General features: G+C 71.9%; 17 protein-coding genes. 11 read left to right on the top strand and 6 right to left on the bottom strand.

Features of this window, described 5'->3' with window-relative positions:
• The first annotated feature begins 53 nt into the window (after window positions 1-53).
• The 3 genes from ABR737_RS13645 (at window position 54) to ABR737_RS13635 (ending at window position 2,469) form a co-directional block, all read left to right on the top strand.
• On the top strand, window positions 54-530 hold the full coding sequence (locus ABR737_RS13645) for a DUF5304 domain-containing protein (protein ID WP_350250447.1): 477 nt from the start codon (window positions 54-56) through the stop codon (window positions 528-530).
• A gap of 126 nt (window positions 531-656) precedes the next feature.
• Window positions 657-1,598: an ROK family glucokinase gene (locus ABR737_RS13640; RefSeq protein WP_350250446.1), complete on the top strand. Its 942-nt coding sequence runs from the start codon at window positions 657-659 to the stop codon at window positions 1,596-1,598.
• Between the two features lie 121 nt (window positions 1,599-1,719).
• Window positions 1,720-2,469, top strand: a complete 750-nt coding sequence (locus ABR737_RS13635; RefSeq protein WP_350256776.1) for an endonuclease/exonuclease/phosphatase family protein — start codon at window positions 1,720-1,722, stop codon at window positions 2,467-2,469.
• 1 nt (window position 2,470) lies between these two features.
• Here ABR737_RS13635 and ABR737_RS13630 read toward each other — a convergent pair whose 3' ends face one another.
• On the bottom strand, window positions 2,471-3,148 hold the full coding sequence (locus tag ABR737_RS13630) for a hypothetical protein (protein WP_350250445.1): 678 nt from the start codon (window positions 3,146-3,148) through the stop codon (window positions 2,471-2,473).
• Window positions 3,135-3,932, bottom strand: coding sequence for an alpha/beta hydrolase (locus ABR737_RS13625; RefSeq protein WP_350250444.1), 798 nt, complete (start codon window positions 3,930-3,932; stop codon window positions 3,135-3,137). The genes ABR737_RS13630 and ABR737_RS13625 overlap by 14 nt, the downstream gene beginning before the upstream one ends.
• A gap of 162 nt (window positions 3,933-4,094) precedes the next feature.
• On the opposite strand from ABR737_RS13625, the gene ABR737_RS13620 reads away from it, so the two are divergent.
• The 5 genes from ABR737_RS13620 to ABR737_RS13600 all read left to right on the top strand — a co-directional run bounded on the left by ABR737_RS13620 (window position 4,095) and on the right by ABR737_RS13600 (window position 9,475).
• Complete coding sequence (locus tag ABR737_RS13620) at window positions 4,095-4,841, top strand: lysophospholipid acyltransferase family protein (RefSeq protein ID WP_088797274.1); 747 nt, start codon at window positions 4,095-4,097, stop codon at window positions 4,839-4,841.
• 125 nt (window positions 4,842-4,966) lie between these two features.
• The gene (gene macS, locus ABR737_RS13615) at window positions 4,967-6,244 is read left to right on the top strand and encodes a MacS family sensor histidine kinase (RefSeq protein ID WP_502964481.1); all 1,278 of its coding nucleotides are present in this window, start codon (window positions 4,967-4,969) and stop codon (window positions 6,242-6,244) included.
• A gap of 20 nt (window positions 6,245-6,264) precedes the next feature.
• Window positions 6,265-6,909 carry a response regulator gene (locus ABR737_RS13610; protein WP_502964480.1) on the top strand — a complete coding sequence of 215 codons (645 nt, stop codon included), beginning with the start codon at window positions 6,265-6,267 and terminating at the stop codon, window positions 6,907-6,909.
• Window positions 6,910-7,196: 287 nt separating this feature from the next.
• Window positions 7,197-8,225: a 6-phosphofructokinase gene (locus ABR737_RS13605; RefSeq protein ID WP_350250442.1), complete on the top strand. Its 1,029-nt coding sequence runs from the start codon at window positions 7,197-7,199 to the stop codon at window positions 8,223-8,225.
• Between the two features lie 233 nt (window positions 8,226-8,458).
• Window positions 8,459-9,475, top strand: a complete 1,017-nt coding sequence (locus ABR737_RS13600) for a 2-hydroxyacid dehydrogenase (protein ID WP_350250441.1) — start codon at window positions 8,459-8,461, stop codon at window positions 9,473-9,475.
• On the opposite strand, the gene ABR737_RS13595 is transcribed toward ABR737_RS13600, so the two are convergent.
• Window positions 9,441-11,480 carry an anthranilate synthase family protein gene (locus ABR737_RS13595; RefSeq protein ID WP_350250440.1) on the bottom strand — a complete coding sequence of 680 codons (2,040 nt, stop codon included), beginning with the start codon at window positions 11,478-11,480 and terminating at the stop codon, window positions 9,441-9,443. The genes ABR737_RS13600 and ABR737_RS13595 overlap by 35 nt on opposite strands.
• 252 nt (window positions 11,481-11,732) lie before the next feature.
• Between ABR737_RS13595 and ABR737_RS13590 the strand changes: the two genes are divergently transcribed.
• The gene (locus ABR737_RS13590) at window positions 11,733-13,082 is read left to right on the top strand and encodes a class II 3-deoxy-7-phosphoheptulonate synthase (protein WP_350250439.1); all 1,350 of its coding nucleotides are present in this window, start codon (window positions 11,733-11,735) and stop codon (window positions 13,080-13,082) included.
• Window positions 13,083-13,256: 174 nt separating this feature from the next.
• Window positions 13,257-13,511, top strand: coding sequence for a (2Fe-2S)-binding protein (locus ABR737_RS13585; RefSeq protein ID WP_350250438.1), 255 nt, complete (start codon window positions 13,257-13,259; stop codon window positions 13,509-13,511).
• A 70-nt stretch (window positions 13,512-13,581) separates the two neighbouring features.
• Here the strand turns inward: ABR737_RS13585 and bfr are convergent, their stop codons facing one another.
• Window positions 13,582-14,058 carry a bacterioferritin gene (gene bfr / locus ABR737_RS13580; protein WP_311626815.1) on the bottom strand — a complete coding sequence of 159 codons (477 nt, stop codon included), beginning with the start codon at window positions 14,056-14,058 and terminating at the stop codon, window positions 13,582-13,584.
• A 145-nt stretch (window positions 14,059-14,203) separates the two neighbouring features.
• On the opposite strand from bfr, the gene ABR737_RS13575 reads away from it, so the two are divergent.
• A complete protein-coding gene (locus tag ABR737_RS13575; RefSeq protein WP_350250437.1) occupies window positions 14,204-14,836 on the top strand; it encodes a sulfite oxidase-like oxidoreductase in 633 nt (210 codons plus the stop codon).
• A 21-nt stretch (window positions 14,837-14,857) separates the two neighbouring features.
• On the opposite strand, the gene ABR737_RS13570 is transcribed toward ABR737_RS13575, so the two are convergent.
• On the bottom strand, window positions 14,858-15,751 hold the full coding sequence (locus tag ABR737_RS13570) for a deoxyribonuclease IV (RefSeq protein ID WP_350250436.1): 894 nt from the start codon (window positions 15,749-15,751) through the stop codon (window positions 14,858-14,860).
• Window positions 15,752-15,815: 64 nt separating this feature from the next.
• A complete protein-coding gene (gene pknB, locus ABR737_RS13565) occupies window positions 15,816-17,783 on the bottom strand; it encodes a Stk1 family PASTA domain-containing Ser/Thr kinase (protein WP_350250435.1) in 1,968 nt (655 codons plus the stop codon).
• Window positions 17,784-18,019: the final 236 nt, after the last annotated feature.

Raw genomic sequence — 18,019 nt, 5'->3', positions numbered from 1 at the left:
CCGTCCCGCACCCTTCGCCGTACCGCCTCGCCGCAGGAGTCACGGAGTTCCCCATGAGTGATGCCACCGAGCGCCCCGCCGACCGCAGGGCCGAGCCCGACGCCGACGCCTGGGAGACGGCCTGCGCCGAGGACCTCGCGACCGAGAAGGCCCGGCACCGCGCCGCCCACGGTCCGCAGCCGGGCAGCGCGGCCGAGGAGCTGCGCAAGCTCGCCGACGCGGTGACCGACAAGCTCTCCGGCATCCAGCTGCCCGGCGCGCTCGGCGGCATCGCCGCGCAGGGCGCCGTCAGCCAGCTGTTCAAGCAGGCCAAGGCGGCCGTCGAGCCGGTCATCGAGCGCAACCCCGACCTCTTCGACCACCTCGCCGCGGCCGGCTCCGAACTCCTCGCCGCCTACCGCTCCGCCGTCGAGAGCAGCGAACGCCGCTGGACCCGCGACGACCTCGACGAGGACCCGGCCGCCCGCCGCGGCGACGACCCGCGCGACGACGACGGCCCCTCCGGCACCGAGCGGATCGACCTCGACTGAGTCCCCCCGGCACGGCCTCGCACCACGGGGCGGCCGCCCGGGCCCGCCGCCTGACGGGCACGGCCGGCGCCCCCGCCTCCGGTACGGTGGGTCCTGGCGGGGTTCGAGCGAAAAACTGAGGGACACATGGGACTCACCATCGGCGTCGACATCGGCGGCACGAAGATCGCGGCCGGCGTGGTCGACGAAGAGGGCTCGATCCTTGAGACGTGCAAGGTTCCGACTCCGCATGCCACCGACGCGCTGACCGAGGCCATCGCGGACGCGGTGCGGACCGTCGGGGCCGGTCACCCCGTCGAGGCCGTCGGCATCGGCGCCGCCGGCTATGTCGACGAGAAGCGCGCCACGGTCCTGTTCGCACCGAACATCGACTGGCGCCACGAACCGCTCAAGGACAAGGTCGAGCAGCGCGTCGGCCTCCCCGTGGTCGTCGAGAACGACGCCAACGCCGCGGCCTGGGGCGAGTACAGGTTCGGCGCCGGCCAGGGCCACAGCGACGTCATCTGCATCACCCTCGGTACCGGCCTGGGCGGCGGCATCATCATCGGCAACAAGCTGCGCCGCGGCCGGTTCGGCGTCGCCGCCGAGTTCGGCCACATCCGGATGGTGCCCGACGGACTGCTGTGCGGCTGCGGCAACCAGGGCTGCTGGGAGCAGTACGCCTCCGGCCGCGCCCTGCTGCGCTACGCCCGCCAGCGCGCCTTCGCCACCCCCGAGAACGCCCAGATCCTGCTGTCGCTCGGCGACGGCACGTCCGAGGGCATCCAGGGCCGGCACGTCAGCGAGGCCGCCCGCCAGGGCGACCCGGTGGCCATCGACTCGTTCCGCGAGCTGGCCCGCTGGGCCGGCGCCGGCCTCGCCGACCTCGCCTCGCTCTTCGACCCGTCCGCCTTCATCGTCGGCGGCGGCGTCTCCGACGAGGGCGAGTTGGTCCTGGGGCCGATCCGCAAGTCCTTCCGCCGCTGGCTGGTCGGCAACCAGTGGCGGCCGCACGCCCAGGTGCTCGCCGCCCAGCTCGGCGGCAAGGCCGGTCTGGTCGGCGCGGCCGACCTCGCGCGCCAGGGCTGAGACCCCGCGGGCCCGCACGCCTGCTCATCCGTACGGCACTGCCCGTCGCGTCCCCCAGGGGTGCGGCGGGCGGTGCTCTATCTTGGCCCGCGTGACGATCCCGGTGAGAGGACCCGCCGCCGTGCTCCCGCTTCCCGACTCCCGTACCGAGCCCGACGGTACGGCCGTGATCCGGGTGCTCAGCTACAACATCCGCTCGATGCGCGACGACCGGGCGGCCCTGGCCAGGGTCATCCGGGCCTGTGCGCCCGATCTCGTGCTGGTCCAGGAGGCGCCGCGGTTCTTCCGCTGGCGCAAGACGGCCGAACGGCTGGCCCGCGCGGCCGGTCTGGTGTACGTCACCGGCGGCGCCACCGCCGCCGGACCGATGATCCTGTCCACCCTGCGCGCCCACGTGGAGCGCACGGAGGATGTCCTGCTGCCCCGCACCCCCGGACTGCACCAGCGTGGTTTCGCCACCGCCGTGGTGCGGATCGGCGGCACCCGGATCGGCGTGCTCAGCTGCCATCTCAGCCTTGCCGCCCGGGAGCGTGACGAGCAGGCCGGGCTGCTGCTGGAGCGGCTGGCGGCCCTCGGAGTGCCGTACGCCGTGGCCGGCGGCGACCTCAACGAGCGGCCGGACGGCGGGAGCTTCCGGCGGCTGGCGGGGGCGCTCACCGATGCCTGGGCGGCACGGCCGTGGGGCGGGGAGCTCACCTCCACGCCCCGCGACCCGCATCAGCGGATCGACGCGATCTTCACCACGCCGGGCGTGGAAGTCCTCGGCTGCGGTGTGCCGCACGGCCTGCCGGGTGTGCGGGAGAGCGACCTCACCGCCGCGACGGACCATCTGCCGGTGCTGGCCGCGCTGCGGGTGCCGGCCGGGGGCTGACTCACACCACCGCGCCGCTGCCCGGCAGATCATTGTCGTCCTCGTCGTCGTTCTTCATCCGGGCCACCAGGGTGGCGAATCCGCCGAGGAAGCCGCCGATGCCCAGGAGCGCACTCCACCACGTCACCGGCTGCTGCAGCAGCACCAGGATCACCAGCAGCAGGGGACCGCCGAGCACCGCGATCCAGGCGAACTTGGCGGTCACGTCGGCCTCCGGCAGCGGCGGGGGCTCGGGCGGGGTGAAGTGGCCCTCGTCGGTCTCGTCGAAGTCGTCGTCGGACGCCTCCGCGGGGGTCCAGGTGCGCGGACCGACGCCCGGCGCGAAGACGACGAAGCTGCCGGGACGGGAGGCGTCGCCCTTGCCGTCCCCGGCCTTGCCCGTCTCCGGGCCCTCTGCTTCGGAGCCCGCCGGGGCGTCCTCTGCGGAGTGCTCCGCGGAGCGCTGTGCGGAGTCCTCCGAGGCGTCCTTCCGGGCGTCTTCCGCGGTGCCCTCCTCGGGGGCGTCCCCGGAGTCGTCCCCGGTGCTCTTCGAGCCGCCGTTCCCCGCCGGTTCATCCGTGCCGTCGTCGGCGTCGCCCGGGGGGAACGACGGCTGGTCGCCGTAGCCCGCCACGATCTCGGCCCAGGCGGCCTCTTCGTCCAGCGGGTCCCGGGGGTCGCGGGGGCTACGCTCCGCCACTGGCCGCCGTCCCCTCCGAAGCCGCGTCCGCCCGCGCCTGCGGGGCGAGCCGGGTGATGAAGGCGAACGTCTCCCGGAAGATCTGCTCCGCGTCGTGGTCGAGGGTGGCGACGTGGTAGCTGCGCTCCAGGAGCGTCTGCCGGACGTCCGTCGAGGACACCCGGCTCAGGATGCGCGCGGAGTCCCCCGGCGGGACGACATGGTCCTGCGGGCTGGTCATCACCAGCAACGGCTGGGTGACGCCCGGGAGTTCGGAGTCGACCTGCTGGAAGAAGCGGCGCACCGAGTGCGCCGCGTGCAGCGGCACCCGGTCGTAGCCGACCTCCTCGGCGCCGGGCTTGGCGATGTCGCTCGTCAGCCCCTTCGTCGTCCGGACGAGATGGCGCAGCACCGGCAGCAGCGGTCCGGCCGCGTCGTGGACCTTGTTGGCGGGGTTGACCACCGCCACCCCGCCGATGGCGTCGCCGTGTTTGGCGGCCAGCCGCAGCGCCAGCGCGCCGCCCATCGACAGGCCGCAGACGAAGACCGAGGAGCAGCGCTCGGTCAGCGCCCGCAGCTCGCGGTCGACCTCGGCGTACCAGTCCTGCCAGGTCGTGATCTGCAGATCCTGCCAGCGGGTGCCGTGACCGGGCAGCAGCGGCAGACTGACCGTGAGCCCCTGGTCGGCCAGATATTCGGCCCAGGGGCGTACGGACTGGGGGGAGCCGGTGAAGCCGTGGCACACAAGGACGCCGACCTCTCCGCCGTCACGGCGGAACGGCTCGGCTCCGGGAAGGAGCGGCACCGGGGGACTCCGATCGATGAGGGGACCTGGCGAGTTACCCCAGGGTACGCAAAGTGACGGCGGGCGGATAGGTCCGGCGGCAGCCGCGGCGCGAGGGGGGCACCGGGGCAGGTTAAGGTCTTTGCGTCACACACAGGAGGCAGTCGGTTGATCTACGGCGCAATGAAGTTTTCCATCGGCGGGTCGCTGAAGCTTGCCTTCAGGCCCTGGGTGGAAGGCATCGAGAACATCCCCGCCGAGGGCCCGGCGATCCTCGCGAGCAACCACCTGTCCTTCTCGGACTCGTTCTTCCTGCCCGCGGTGCTCGACCGCAAGGTCACCTTCATCGCGAAGTCGGAGTACTTCACCTCCCCGGGGGTCAAGGGCAAGCTGACCGCCGCGTTCTTCAAGGGCGTGGGCCAGCTTCCGGTGGACCGCTCGGGCGGCCGGGGCGCGGGCGAGGCGGCGATCAAGAGCGGTATCGAGGTGCTGGAGCGCGGTGAGCTGTTCGGCATCTACCCGGAGGGCACCCGCTCCCCGGACGGCCGGCTCTACCGCGGCAAGCCGGGCGGTCTGGCGCGGGTGGCGCTGGCCACCGGGGCGCCGGTCATCCCCGTGGCGATGATCGACACCGAGAAGGTGCAGCCACCCGGCAAGATCGTGCCGAAGATGATCCGGCCGGGCATCCGCATCGGCAAGCCGCTGGACTTCACCCGCTATCAGGGCATGGAGGGCGACCGCTTCATCCTGCGGTCGGTCACCGACGAGGTCATGTACGAGATCATGAAGCTGTCCGGCCAGGAGTACGTCGACATCTACGCGACGGCGGCCAAGCGGCAGATCGCGGACGCGGCGAAGGCCGAGGCGGCACAGGCCGAAGCGCAGAAGAAGGCCGAGGCGGAGCGGGCCAAGAAGGCGGCCGCCGAATAGACGGGCGCCGAAGAGACGGGCAGGGCCGAGACCGGGCGTGACCACGCCCGGCGAGGGGGACGGCAATGACGGATACGGACACCAGAACGGGCACGGATACGGGCACCGGCATGACGGGTGCCGCCATGGCCGCCAGGCGCCACGGCAAACGCCCTCCGAAGGTGCTGCGGATGTCCGTCGAGCTCCCGCTGTGGCGCGCGCTCACCGGCTACCGGATCCTCACCCTCGTCTACACCCTGTGCCTGGTCGCGCTCTCCTACCGGCAGTACGCCCATCCGCTGGGCGCCGCCGCCTACATGGGCGCGCTGACCCTCTGGACGGCGCTGACCTGGCAGCGCACCACCTCGGCGGAGCGCTGCACCCGGCACTTCCTCGTCGCCGACCTCGGCTTCGCGGTCGGCGGCATCCTGCTCACGCTGGTGGTCGACACCCACGCCCGGATCATGGACGGCGGGCCGACGCTGCCGTCCATCTGGACGGCGGGTGCGGTCCTGGGCTTCGCGATCAAGGGCGGCTGGCGCTGGGCGGCGGTGGCCTCCAGCATCGTGGCGGTGGCCAATCTCGTCGAGCGCCAGGAGCTGGCCCGCGACGCCATCCACAACGTGGTGCTGGTGTGGGTGGCCAGCGTCGGCCTCGGCTACGTCGTCGAGGTGGCCCGCTCCAGCGAGCGCACCCTCGCGCGAGCTCTGCAGATCGAGGCCGCCACCCGGGAGCGGGAGCGGCTGGCCCGCGACATCCACGACAGCGTGCTGCAGGTGCTGGCGATGGTGCAGCGGCGCGGTGCCGAGATCGGTGGCGAGGCGAGCGAACTCGGGCGGATGGCCGGTGAGCAGGAGGTCGCGCTGCGGACCCTGGTCGCCGGCGGGCTGGTGTCGCCGCCCGCGCTCCGGGTGACGGCGTTGCACCAGGCCGGCGAGGGGGCGGGGGAGTCCGCCGCGGCGTCCGCCCTGGCCGTGCCGGCGACGCCCGCTGACGGACCGTGTGACGTCCGGGCGCTGCTCGCGCCGTTCGCCGGCGCCGGTGTCACCTTCTCCGAACCCGGTGCCCCGGTCGCGCTGCCGCCCGCCGCGGCGGCCGAGCTCGCGGCCGCTGTCAGTGCCGCGTTGGACAATGTACGGGTGCATGCGGGGGCGAAGGCCCAGGCATGGATCCTGGTGGAGGACGAACCGCACGCGGTGATCGTGACGGTCCGCGACGACGGCCCCGGCATCCCCGAGGGCCGGCTCGCGGACGCCGAGCGCGAGGGCCGTCTGGGGGTGGCGCTGTCGATCCGCGGCCGGCTGCGGGACCTGGGCGGCAGCGCGGAGTGGATCTCGGTCCCCGGCCAGGGCACGGAAGTGGAGTTGACGGTCCCCAAGGGCGGTGCGCCCGAGGGCGGAAAACGGGGGAAGGGCGGAGCGTGAGCGAGCAGGGGCTGAAGGTCATGGTGGTCGACGACCACCCGATGTGGCGGGACGCGGTCGCACGGGATCTGGCGGAGGCCGGGTGCGAGGTGGTCGCGACGGCCGGTGACGGCCTCCAGGCGGTGCGCAGGGCGCAGGCCGCGGCGCCCGATGTGCTGGTCCTGGACCTCAATCTGCCGGGGCTGCCCGGTGTGCGGGTGTGCCAGGAACTGGTCGGCGCCAACCCGGCGCTGCGGGTGCTGGTGCTGTCCGCGAGCGGGGAGCACGCCGATGTCCTGGAGGCGGTCAAGTCCGGGGCGACCGGCTATCTGCTGAAGTCGGCGAGCACCGGCGAGCTGCTGGACGCGGTGCGGCGCACGGCCGCCGGTGACGCGGTGTTCACCCCGGGCCTGGCCGGTCTGGTACTGGGCGAGTACCGCAGGCTGGCGACCGAACCGGCCCCGGCGACGCCGGACGAGCCGGGCGCGCCCCAGTTGACGGACCGGGAGACCGAGGTGCTGCGCCTGGTCGCCAAGGGACTCTCGTACAAGCAGATCGCCGAGCGGCTGGTCATCTCGCACCGCACGGTGCAGAACCACGTCCAGAACACCCTCGGCAAGCTCCAGTTGCACAATCGCGTGGAGCTGGTGCGCTATGCGATAGAGCGCGGCCTCGACGAGGGGTGAAGCGCGGTCCCGGCGAGGCGTGCGGCGCGGCGTGCAGCGCGCCTCGGCGAGGAGTGACCGGCGCGCTCGCCGTCCGTCCCGGCCGCCACCCGGAGGGTCGCCGTCCGTCCCGGCCGCCACCCGGAGGGATCCGCTCGTACGGGTGAACGCCCCCTGCCAACTCCCCGGTAAATCACGGACATCGCCGCTTGTCCCATCCCGGAGTGACCCAGAGCACCATTAGCGTGACCGGCGTCGGCTCACACACGGCCGTGCGCGGCCACTGTCGGGAGGTAGGTGAAGCAGCGATGCGGGTCGGAGTACTGACCGGCGGCGGCGACTGCCCGGGTCTGAACGCAGTGATCAGGGGTGTCGTCCGCAAGGGCACCCAGGAGTACGGATACGAGTTCGTCGGCTTCCGGGACGGCTGGCGCGGGCCGCTGGAAGGCGACACGGTCCCGCTGGACATCCCGGCGGTGCGCGGCATCCTGCCCCGTGGCGGCACCATCCTCGGCTCCTCGCGGACCAACCCCTTCAAGGAGCGGGACGGCGTCCGCCGGATCAAGGAAACGCTCGCCAAGCAGGAGGTCGAAGCGCTGATCGCGATCGGCGGCGAGGACACCCTCGGCGTCGCCGCCCGGCTCTCCGGCGAACACGCCGTCCCCTGCGTCGGCGTCCCCAAGACCATTGACAACGACCTGTCCGCCACGGACTACACCTTCGGCTTCGACACCGCCGTCGGCGTCGCCACCGAGGCCATCGACCGGCTGCACACCACCGCCGAATCCCATATGCGGGTACTGGTCGTCGAGGTGATGGGCCGGCACGCCGGCTGGATCGCCCTGCACTCCGGGCTCGCCGGCGGGGCGAACGTCATCCTCATCCCGGAGCAGCGCTTCGACATCGAGCAGGTCTGCCGCTGGATCGAGTCCCGCTTCAAGGTCCGCTACGCCCCGATCGTGGTCGTCGCCGAGGGCGCCATGCCCAAGGACGGCCAGATGGTGCTCAAGGACGACTCCACCGACTCCTTCGGCCATGTCCGGCTGTCCGGGGTGGGGGAGTGGCTGGCCAAGGAGATCGAGGCGCGTACCGGCAAGGAGGCGCGGACGACGGTCCTCGGGCACACCCAGCGCGGCGGCACGCCCAGCGCCTTCGACCGCTGGCTGGCCACCCGCTTCGGGCTGCACGCCATCGACGCGGTCCACGACGGCGACTTCGGGAAGATGGTCGCGCTGCGCGGTACGGACATCGTCCGGGTGCCGATCGCGGAGGCGACCGCGCGGCTGAAGACCGTCGATCCGGCGCGCTACGCCGAGGTCGGTGTGTTCTTCGGCTGAGCCGTCCGCCGCGGTTGCCCGTACGCCGTCACCCGGCGTGACCCGTGGCCGGGCACCCGCAACCCGCCGCCGTCCCGGTCTCCCGCCCCGTCCCGGTCTCCGGGCGGCACCCGCAGGCGAGGGGCCGTATATTCGCGGTATTCGCGGCATGTGCCGCATTCGGTACCAGCGGTATATCCGGCCCCTCGCCCCTGGGCGGGGGCGCACCACCGGCGGGAGCACCGGGAGAGCTCGTGGAGATCGTCGCCTTCGGGGTGCAGGCCGATGAGCGGCCGTACCTGGAGAAGGCCTTCGCCGGCCGCCACCAGGTCCGCAGCCTGGATGTCTTCCTCAACCGCGACACCGCGCCCATCGCCCGCGGCTACGAGATCGTCAGCTCCAGCGTCAACGCCGATCTGGGTGCGGACGTCCTGCAGGCCCTCGCGGCCGGCGGGACGAAGCTGATCGCCCAGCGCTCCACGGGCTTCAACAACATCGATCTGGAGGCCGCCGCCGACCTCGGGATGAGCATCGGCCGGGTCTCCTTCTACTCCCCCTACGCGGTCGCCGAATTCGCCTGGACCCTGGCGCTGGCCATCAACCGGCGGATCGTCCGGGCCACCAACCGCACCCGTAACTTCGACTTCCGGCTGGACGGCCTGATGGGCCGCGATCTGCGCGGGCGGACGGCGGGGGTGCTCGGCACCGGCAAGATCGGCGAGGCGTTCACCCGGATCGCCCACGGCTTCGGGATGAACCTGCTGGGCTGGGACCTCGCCGAGAACCCGCGCTGCGTGGAGCTGGGCATGGAGTACGTCCCCCGGGAGCGGCTGCTGGCCGAGGCGGATCTGATCACGCTCCACCTCCCGCTGGTGGACGGGACCCGGCGGATCGTCGACGCCGCCGCGCTGGCCGCGATGAAGGACGACGCGATCCTGGTCAACTCCAGCCGCGGCGGGCTCATCGACACCGAGGCCCTGGTCGACACGCTCAAGGCCGGCCGGCTCACCGGTGTCGGCCTGGACGTCTACGAGGAGGAGGCCAAATTCTTCTTCTTCGACAAGTCCCTGGACATCATCGACGACGACACCCTGGCCCGCCTGATGACCTTCGGGAACGTGCTGGTCACCTCGCACCAGGCGTACTTCACCGAGGACGCGGTCGGCCAGATCGTCGCGGCCACCGTAGCCAACGTCGAGGACCACCTGGCCCACCGCACCAACGAGAACATGCTGGTCACACGAGGACAGCTGCCAGCAGCTGCGCGGTGACCGAGGCGCCGTCCAAGGTCAGCACCGACTCCGGGTGGAACTGCACACCGGCAAAGCCCGGGCCGCGCAGCGCATGCACCTCACCGCTGGCCGCGTCCCGGCTCAACTCCACCCGGTGCATGGCGAGTTCGGCCGCCGTGGTGTCGTCGCAGCGGGCCGTGAAGGTGTTGTAGAAGCCGACGGTCTCCGGGCGGCCGAAGAAGTCGATCCGCTCCTGCGCGCCCTGACAGGGCACCTCCTTGCGGACCAGCTCCAACCCCAGCTCGACGGCGAGCAGTTCATGCCCCAGGCAGACCCCCAGAAGACCGTCGCGGTGCCCGGCGAGCAGCTCGGCGGTGAGCGACCGCAGAAAGCGCATCTTGGGGTCGGCGGCGTCCGACGGGTCGCCCGGCCCCGGGCCCAGCACGATCGGGCCCCGGTGCGCGCGGGCGGCCTCGCGCAGCCCCGGCTCGTCGAAGCGGCGCACCGTGACGTCCAGCCCCGAGGTGCGCAGCAGGTGCGCCAGCATCGCGGTGAAAGTGTCCTCCGCGTCGATGACCAGCGCATGCCCGCTCAGCTCGGCGACCGGTGCGGTGGTCTGCATCCGCAGCCAGAAGGGCGCGAGGCCGGTGCGGCGGGCATCCAGCGCGGCCTGCACCCGGGGGTCGTCGGCCAGCCGCTTGCTCCGGTCCCCGGCCGCCGCCCGGGCGGGCGCCGGCCGTACCCCCAGCGCGCTCAGCACCCCCGCGGCCTTGGCGTGTGTCTCGGCGACCTCGCTGCGCGGGTCGGAGGCGCGGACGAGGGTGGCGCCGACCGGCACCCGCAGCCGGCCGTCCGCGGAGATGTCGGCGGTGCGGATCAGGATCGGCGAGTCCAGCGTCTGCGCGCCGCCCGCGTCCCGGCCGATCAGCGCCAGCGCCCCCGCGTAGTAGCCCCGGCCCCGCCCGTCGGCGTCCGCCGGCTCGTACCGTTCGATCACCCGGCAGGCGTTCTGCACCGGCGACCCGGTGACCGTCGCCGCGAACATCGTCTCCTTGAGCACCTCGCGCACATCGAGGGTGGACCGGCCGCGCAGCTCGTACTCGGTGTGCGCGAGGTGTGCCATCTCCTTGAGCCGGGGCCCGATCACCACCCCGCCCTTGTCGCCGACGGTGCACATCATCTTCAGTTCCTCGTCCACCACCATGGACAGCTCCTCGGCCTCCTTGCGGTCGTCGAGGAACGCCAGCAGGCTCTCGGCGGTGGGGCCGCCCTCCGGGTAGCGGTAGGTGCCGCTGATCGGGTTCATCACGACCGTCCCGGCCGCCCGCCCGCCGTCCCCGGACCCGAGCCCGTGCTCGCCGGGCCCGCCGGTCATCCGGACGTGCACCTCGGGGCTGGCGCCGACCAGGGTGCGCACCCCGGGGCGGTGCACCACATACGTCCAGTACGCGCCGCGCTCACCGGCCAGCAGCCGCCGGAACAGCGCCAGCGCCCCGGCCGCCGAGAAGTCCTCGATCGTGCCCTCGAAGGTCCTGCGGATGACGAAGTTCGCGCCCTCGCCGGTGCCGATCTCGTCCCGTACCACCCGCCCGACGATCTCGGCGTAGGCGTCGTCGTCCACGTCGAACGCCCCGTCCCTCACCCGTACCTCCTGCACGGGCAGCGCCGCCAGCACCTCGTCGAGCGGCAGCTCGGCGCTCTCGCGGGGGCGCAGCACGGCCAGCGGCGTGCCGTCGTCATGGGCCCGGAAGCCGCGCTCGCGGATCTGCCGGAACGGGATCAGCGCGAGCGCATCGGTCACCGGCGCGTGGGGCACCCCCTCGCCCAGCGGGATGTCGGCCAGCCGCCCGACCTCCTCGACCTCACCGATCAGCACCTCGACGATGGGGGCACCTCCCGCTCGAGCGAAGCCGAGAGTGGGGGAGGCCGCCTCCCGCCCGGGCGTGCGGCGGTGCAGCAGGGCGAACGGCGGGCAGGCGGGGTCGAGCAGCCGCCGGACGAGTGCGGCGGCGTCCGGGCGGGCGGCGGGAGGCTCGCGGTGCATGACGGGGTTCCTTCCAGGAGAGGAGGAACGGCCGCCGCAAAAGGCTGAAGGCCGCCCCTCGGGCGGCCTTCGCGAAGTGTGTGGTGTGCGCGCGAATCAGTGGGCCGCCGGATGAGCGGTCCACCACCAGTTGCTGTTGAGCGCCGGTCGCGTGCACATGGGGGGAACCCTACCGGACCATCCGGGTGCAGTGCGTCTCACAGTCCGGATACCGGGACGGACACCCTCGCGGGACCCCGTAATGTGGGCAGTGTGACCGTGAACGCTGAAACCCACGCCGGTGGCCACACCTGGCGAGACCTGCCCGCGGCGCAGCAGCCTGACTGGCCGGACCAAAAGGCTCTGCGCGATGTGATCGCGGAGCTCGAGTCCTATCCGCCGCTCGTCTTCGCGGGCGAGTGCGACCAGCTGCGCGAGCGCCTGGGAGCGGTCGCCCGTGGTGAGGCGTTCCTGCTTCAGGGCGGCGACTGCGCGGAGGCCTTCGACGGCGTATCCGCCGAGCACATCCGCAACAAGCTGAAGACACTCCTCCAGATGGGTGCCGTCCTGACCTACGCCGGGTCCGTCCCGGTGGTCAAGGTCGGCCGGATCGCCGGCCAGTACAGCAAGCCGCGCTCCAAGCCCACCGAGACCCGCGACGGGGTGACGCTGCCGACCTACCGCGGCGACTCCGTCAACGGCTTCGAGTTCACCGAGGCGGCCCGGATCCCGGACCCCGAGCGGCTCAAGCGGATGTACCACGCCTCCGCCGCGACCCTGAACCTCGTGCGCGCCTTCACCACGGGCGGCTACGCCGACCTGCGGCAGGTGCACGCCTGGAACCAGGACTTCGTGAAGTCCTCGCCCTCCGGACAGCGCTACGAGGCGCTGGCCCGCGAGATCGACCGCGCGATGAACTTCATGAACGCCTGCGGGGTGGACCCGGAGGAGTTCCGCACCGTCGAGTTCTACGCCTCCCACGAGGCGCTGGTCCTGGACTACGAGTCGTCGCTGACCCGCGTCGACTCGCGCACCGGCAACCTCTACGACGTCTCCGGCCACATGGTCTGGATCGGCGAGCGCACCCGTCAGCTGGACGGTGCGCACATCGAGTTCGCCTCGCGCATCCGCAACCCCCTCGGCGTCAAGCTCGGCCCGACGACCACCCCCGAGGACGCGCTGACGCTCATCGAGCGGCTCGACCCGGAGCGGGAGCCGGGCCGGCTGACCTTCATCACCCGCATGGGAGCGGACAAGGTCCGCGACAAGCTCCCCGAGCTGGTCGAGAAGGTCACCGCCTCCGGCGCGCAGGTCGCCTGGATCTGCGACCCGATGCACGGCAACACCTTCGAGGCGGCCTCCGGTCACAAGACCCGGCGCTTCGACGATGTGCTGGACGAGGTCAAGGGCTTCTTCGAGGTCCACAAGAGCCTCGGCACGCACCCGGGCGGTATCCACGTCGAGCTGACCGGTGACGACGTCACCGAGTGCGTGGGCGGCGGCGACGAGATCTTCGTCGACGACCTCCACCAGCGCTACGAGACCGCCTGCGACCCGCGGCTCAACCGCAGCCAGTCGCTCGACCTGGCCTTCCTGGTGGCGGAGATGTACCGCGACCAGTGAGCCGGTCGGCCGCTGACCTGCGCTGACGGGCAGGGGCACAACGAAAGTGGGGCGCGGATCCTGTGATCCGCGCCCCACTGCGTTGTGCAGCCCCCGCCGGGGCAGGTAAGGTAAGGGTTACCTCACCCAAGATCAGCCGGATGGATGAGGTGACTCCACGGAAGGTGAAGCCGCGTGTACGTCTGCTCCTGCTTCGGGATCACCGAGCAGCAGGTCCGCGAGCACGCGGACACGGGCGCCTGCACGCCCCGGCAGATCGCCTCCGCCTGCAAGGCCGGCACCGACTGCGGAGGCTGTGTCCGCCGGATCCAGTCCCTGCTCGGCCGGGGCTCCTGCCCCCGCCGGGAGCTCATCGACAGTGGCGCGCCCGAACCGCTGGGCGCGGAGGCGGACGCCGTGGAGCCCGCGGCGCTTTCGGAGGCCGCGTAGCCCTCAGGGTCGACGGGGGTCTCCCGCGGCCGCTCGGGGCCGGGCGGAGGGTGGGCATCCGGCCGCTCGCTCAGCTCGGCTGCTCGATGACCTGGGCGATGTAGAGCGCCTCTCCGAGCTTCTCCACCAGCTCCAGCTGGGTGTCGAGATAGTCGATGTGGTGCTCCTCGTCCGCGAGGATGTCCTCGAAGATATTCGCCGAGGTGATGTCGCCCTTGTTGCGCATGAGCTCGATACCGCGCTTGAGGCGGTCGATGGCCTCGACCTCGATCTGCCGGTCGGCCTGGAACATCTCCGTGACGGTCTGGCCCACCCGTACGTGGAACAGCCGCTGGTAATTCGGCAGAGCTTCGAGGAAGAGAATCCGGTCCGTCAGGATCTCTGCATGCTTCATCTCGTCGAAGGACTCTGAGCGGGTGTACTTCGCGAGCTTCGTCCAGCCGAAGTTCTCCTGCATCTTGGCGTGCAGGAAGTACTGGTTGATCGCGGTGAGCTCGGCGGTCAGCTGCTCATTGAGGAATTCGATGACCTCGGGGTCGCCCTGCATGGCTGCGGGCTCCTTCCACGCGAGAACTGGGCAGGTGCCGCATCCTCGCACCGCCCGGAGCAGGGCGTCCAGTAAGTGCACGCTTAGTGCGAGTTGCCCGAATCCCTCTCTGCCTGGTCATCGGCACCCCTTGCGGTCTGACACCATGGAGGGCATGGGTCAGCCGGAAAGCCGCGAAGAGGAGCATCCTCAGCTGCCTCCGGGACAGCGGTTGCAGCGGGGCTGGCCGGTGACGCATTACGGCCCGGTGCCGAAGTTCCGCGCCGAACGCTGGGAGTTCCGGGCTTTCGGCGCCACCGCCGACGGCGCCAAACACTGCTGGTCGCACGAGGAATTCACGGCGCTGCCGTACACCACCGTCGTTGCCGATATGCACTGCGTAACGAAATTCAGCATGCTGGGAGCCGAATGGGGCGGAGTGCGCACCCGGACGATCCTCGAACTCGCACCGCCGGCCCCCGACGTCACCCATGTCATGGTGTGGGCCGAGTACGGCTTCAGTTCGAATGTGCCGATCGAGGATTTCGCCGCGGAGAAATGCCTCTTCGCCACGCACCGCTCGGGTGAACTCCTGACCGCGGAGCACGGCTTCCCGGTCCGCCTGATCGTTCCGCATCTGTACGCCTGGAAGGGCCCCAAGTGGGTCCGCGGCATCGAGTACATGCGGGCCGACCGCCGCGGCTTCTGGGAGGAACGCGGCTACCACAACCTGGGCGACCCCTGGCGGGAGCAGCGCTACTCGTACCAGGAAGAGCCCGGGGACGGCCCCGAGCTCTGATCCCGGCGTGCCGGACGGCGCTCAGGACCCGCGCAGCTCCTTGAGCCGGGCCACGTCCGCCGCATGCCCCTCCTTGCCGCCCGGGGTCTCGACCACCAGCGGCACCCCCTCCGTCGCCGGGTGCCGGAACAGCTCGCCGAACGGCTCCGCACCGATGTGACCTGCGCCGATGTTCTCGTGCCTGTCCTTGTGGGCGCCGGCCACATCCTTGGAGTCATTGGCGTGGATCAGCTTCAGCCGGCCCTCGCCCGCGACCTCCACCAGCTCGTCCAGCAGCGCCTTCGTGCCGCCCGGCGCCGCCATGTCGTGCCCGGCCGCGAACGCATGACAGGTGTCGAGGCAGATCCCCAGCCTGGGATGCCGGTCCAGCGCATCGAAGTACGGACCGAGATCTTCGGCCAGCGCGCACAGCGACGCCCCCTGCCCGGCCGTCGGCTCCAGCAGCAGCCACGGGTCGTCCGGGTGCGTCAGCTCATCGAGCAACGGCCGCATCCGCTCTCTGACCTGCGCCAACGCCGTATCGCGCGGCCGTCCGCCGGTCGCCGAACCGGTGTGTACGACCACGCCCAGCGCGCCGATCTCCCGGCCGCGGCGCAGCGAGTGGCGCAGCGAGGCCACGGACTTGTCGACGGTCGCCTCGGTGTGCGAACCGAAGTTGATCAGATACGGCGCATGGACATACACCGGGATCCCCTCCCGGTCGCAGGCCGCCCCGAACGCCTCGTCCTGTCCGGGGCTGCCGGGTAGCGTCGCCCAGCCGCGCGGATTGGCCACAAAGACCTGGACGACCTCGTCGCCCATCTCCCGGGCGTAGGGAAGGCCGGTCTTGGCCAGGCCGCCGGCCACCGGCACATGGCCGCCGACCGGGTTACGTGCACGGGCGCGCTGCGCGGCGCCCTCGGGGGAGGTACTCACCCTCCCAGGGTGCCAGGTGCCCCACGCCCGCCGGACGGCAGCCGTGGGGCACGGACGGCGGGTCCTACAGGGCGCCCTTGAGCTCGATGGTGATCGTGCCGCCCTTCGGCGCCTTCTTGCCGGGGTCGACGGATTGGCTGTCGACCGTGTCCTGCGGGAACAGCAACGGCTTCTTCACCTCGACCTGGAAGCCCAGATCCGTCAGCTGCTTCTTGGCGTCATCGACGTTCTTGCCGGTGACGTTCGGGACGGCGATCATCTCCGGGCCCCTGGAGAGCGTGAGGGTGACCGTCTCGCCCTTGCCGAGCTTCCTGCCCTCGGCCGGGGTCTGCCGGGCGACGGTGCCCTTGTCCTGGGTGGAGTAGACCGGCTCGTCGGCGAAACGCACCCGGAAACCGGCCTCGCGCAGCGTGTTCGCCGCGTCCGCGCGCTCGCTCCCGAGGACGCCGGGCACATCGACCGCGGTGCCGCGGCTGACCGTCAGCCCCACCCCGGTATCGGGCCGCCGCTTGGTCCCGGCGCCCGGGTCCGTACGGATCACCGAACCCTTGGCCACCTCGTCGCTGAACTCCCGGGTGACGGCGCCCGGGACCAGCCCGCGGTCGCGCAGCTTGCGCTTGGCGTCGGCGAGCGGGGTGCCGGACAGGTCGGGGACGTCGACGATCTCCGGTCCGCGGGAGATGGTGACGGTGACCGTGCCGGTGCCACGGATCTGCTTGCCGTTCGCCGGGGCCGTCTCCATGACGTGGCCGCGCTCCACGTTCGAGCTGAAGCCGCGCACCACCTTCACGCCCAGGCCGTCGTCCCGCAGGGTCTTCTCGGCCTTGGCCTGCGTCATGTCCAGCACCGCGGGGACGGTGGTGAACTGGCCGAAGTTGATGTACCAGACGCCCGTACCGATCCCGAGGGCCAGCAGAACGGCCGCAATGACGGTGATGAGCCGCCGGCGCCGGAGCCCGCGGCGGGGCGCCTCCTCGGCGGGCACCGGGCGCAGCCGGGTGGTCTGCTCCGAGGCCGTCGGCACCTCCAGCCGGCTGGTGCGGTTCAGCTCCGCCTCGCCGGTCCCCGGCAGCGGCGGCTGTATGCCATCGGTGCGGGGTATCACGTCCGTACGCTCGAAGCCGTCGCCCGGAGCCCCCGCGGCCAGGTCCCTGGCCTCCGGCGGCACGATGTCCAGCTGGGCGTCGGTCAGCTGCGCCCGGGCCTCCTGCGCCCGGGACAGCAGCGCGACCGCGTCCTGCGGACGCAGCTGCGGTTCGCGGGCACAGGCCAGCGCGACCAGCTCGTCCAGCTGCGGTGCGAGACCGGGCACCAGCCCGGACGGAGGCAGCACGTCCTCGTGCAGATGCTGGTAGAGGATCTGCGCCACGGTGCCGCCGGTGTGCGGCTTGCCGCCGGTCAGCATCTCGTAGAGCACCACACCGCAGGCGTAGACATCGACCCGGGCGTCCGCGGTGCCGTGCTCCAGCTGCTCGGGAGCGAGGTAGGAGACGGTGCCCAGGACGGACCCGGTCGAGGCGGTGGTGTTGGTGTCCACCGCCCGCACCAGACCGAAGTCGGCGACCTTGACCCGGCCGTCGTCGCCGATCAGGACGTTCTCCGGCTTCATGTCCCGGTGCACCAGCCCGGCGCGGTGCGCGGCCCCCAGAGCGGCCAGGATCGGCTCCAGGATGTCCAGCGCGGCCCGCGGCTGCAGGGCGCCCCGCTCGCGCAGCACGTCGCGCAGCGTGCAGCCGGCGACGTACTCCATGGCCAGATACACGTACGTACCGTCCGTGCCCTGGTCGAAGACGCCCACCACATTCGGGTGCGACAGCCGCGCGACCGACTTCGCCTCACGGATGAAGCGCTCGACGAACGCCCCGTCCGTGGCGAGCCCCGGGTGCATCACCTTCAGCGCGAGCACGCGGTCGAGCCGGGTGTCCATGGCCTGGTAGACCGTGGCCATACCGCCTGCGGCGATGCGCGCCTGGACGCGATAACGGCCGTCGAGCAGCTGGCCCACGAGCGGGTCCTGAAGGGTGGTATCCACGGCAGAAGAGTCTATGGCCTATGGGCCGCCTCCCACGATTTCGGCCTCCCGGCCGGTTCGCTGCGCTTTGCCTTTGGCCCACGTTTTTGGCTTTCCCGCCGTGGGGGTTGCGCGCCGTTTGTCGCCCGCTGCGCGGTGCGGGTCCGCTGCGCTTTGCCTCGCCCCGTTTTCGGCTTTCCCTTCGTTGCGCCTGGCGGCGGGCGGTGCCGCTGCGCGGGGCGGGGTCCGCTGCGCGG

The organism is Streptomyces sp. Edi2 (assembly GCF_040253635.1).
Taxonomy (GTDB): domain Bacteria; phylum Actinomycetota; class Actinomycetes; order Streptomycetales; family Streptomycetaceae; genus Streptomyces.
Note: the sequence above shows the minus strand (reverse complement) of the source record. Positions and strands in the feature narration are given on the sequence as shown.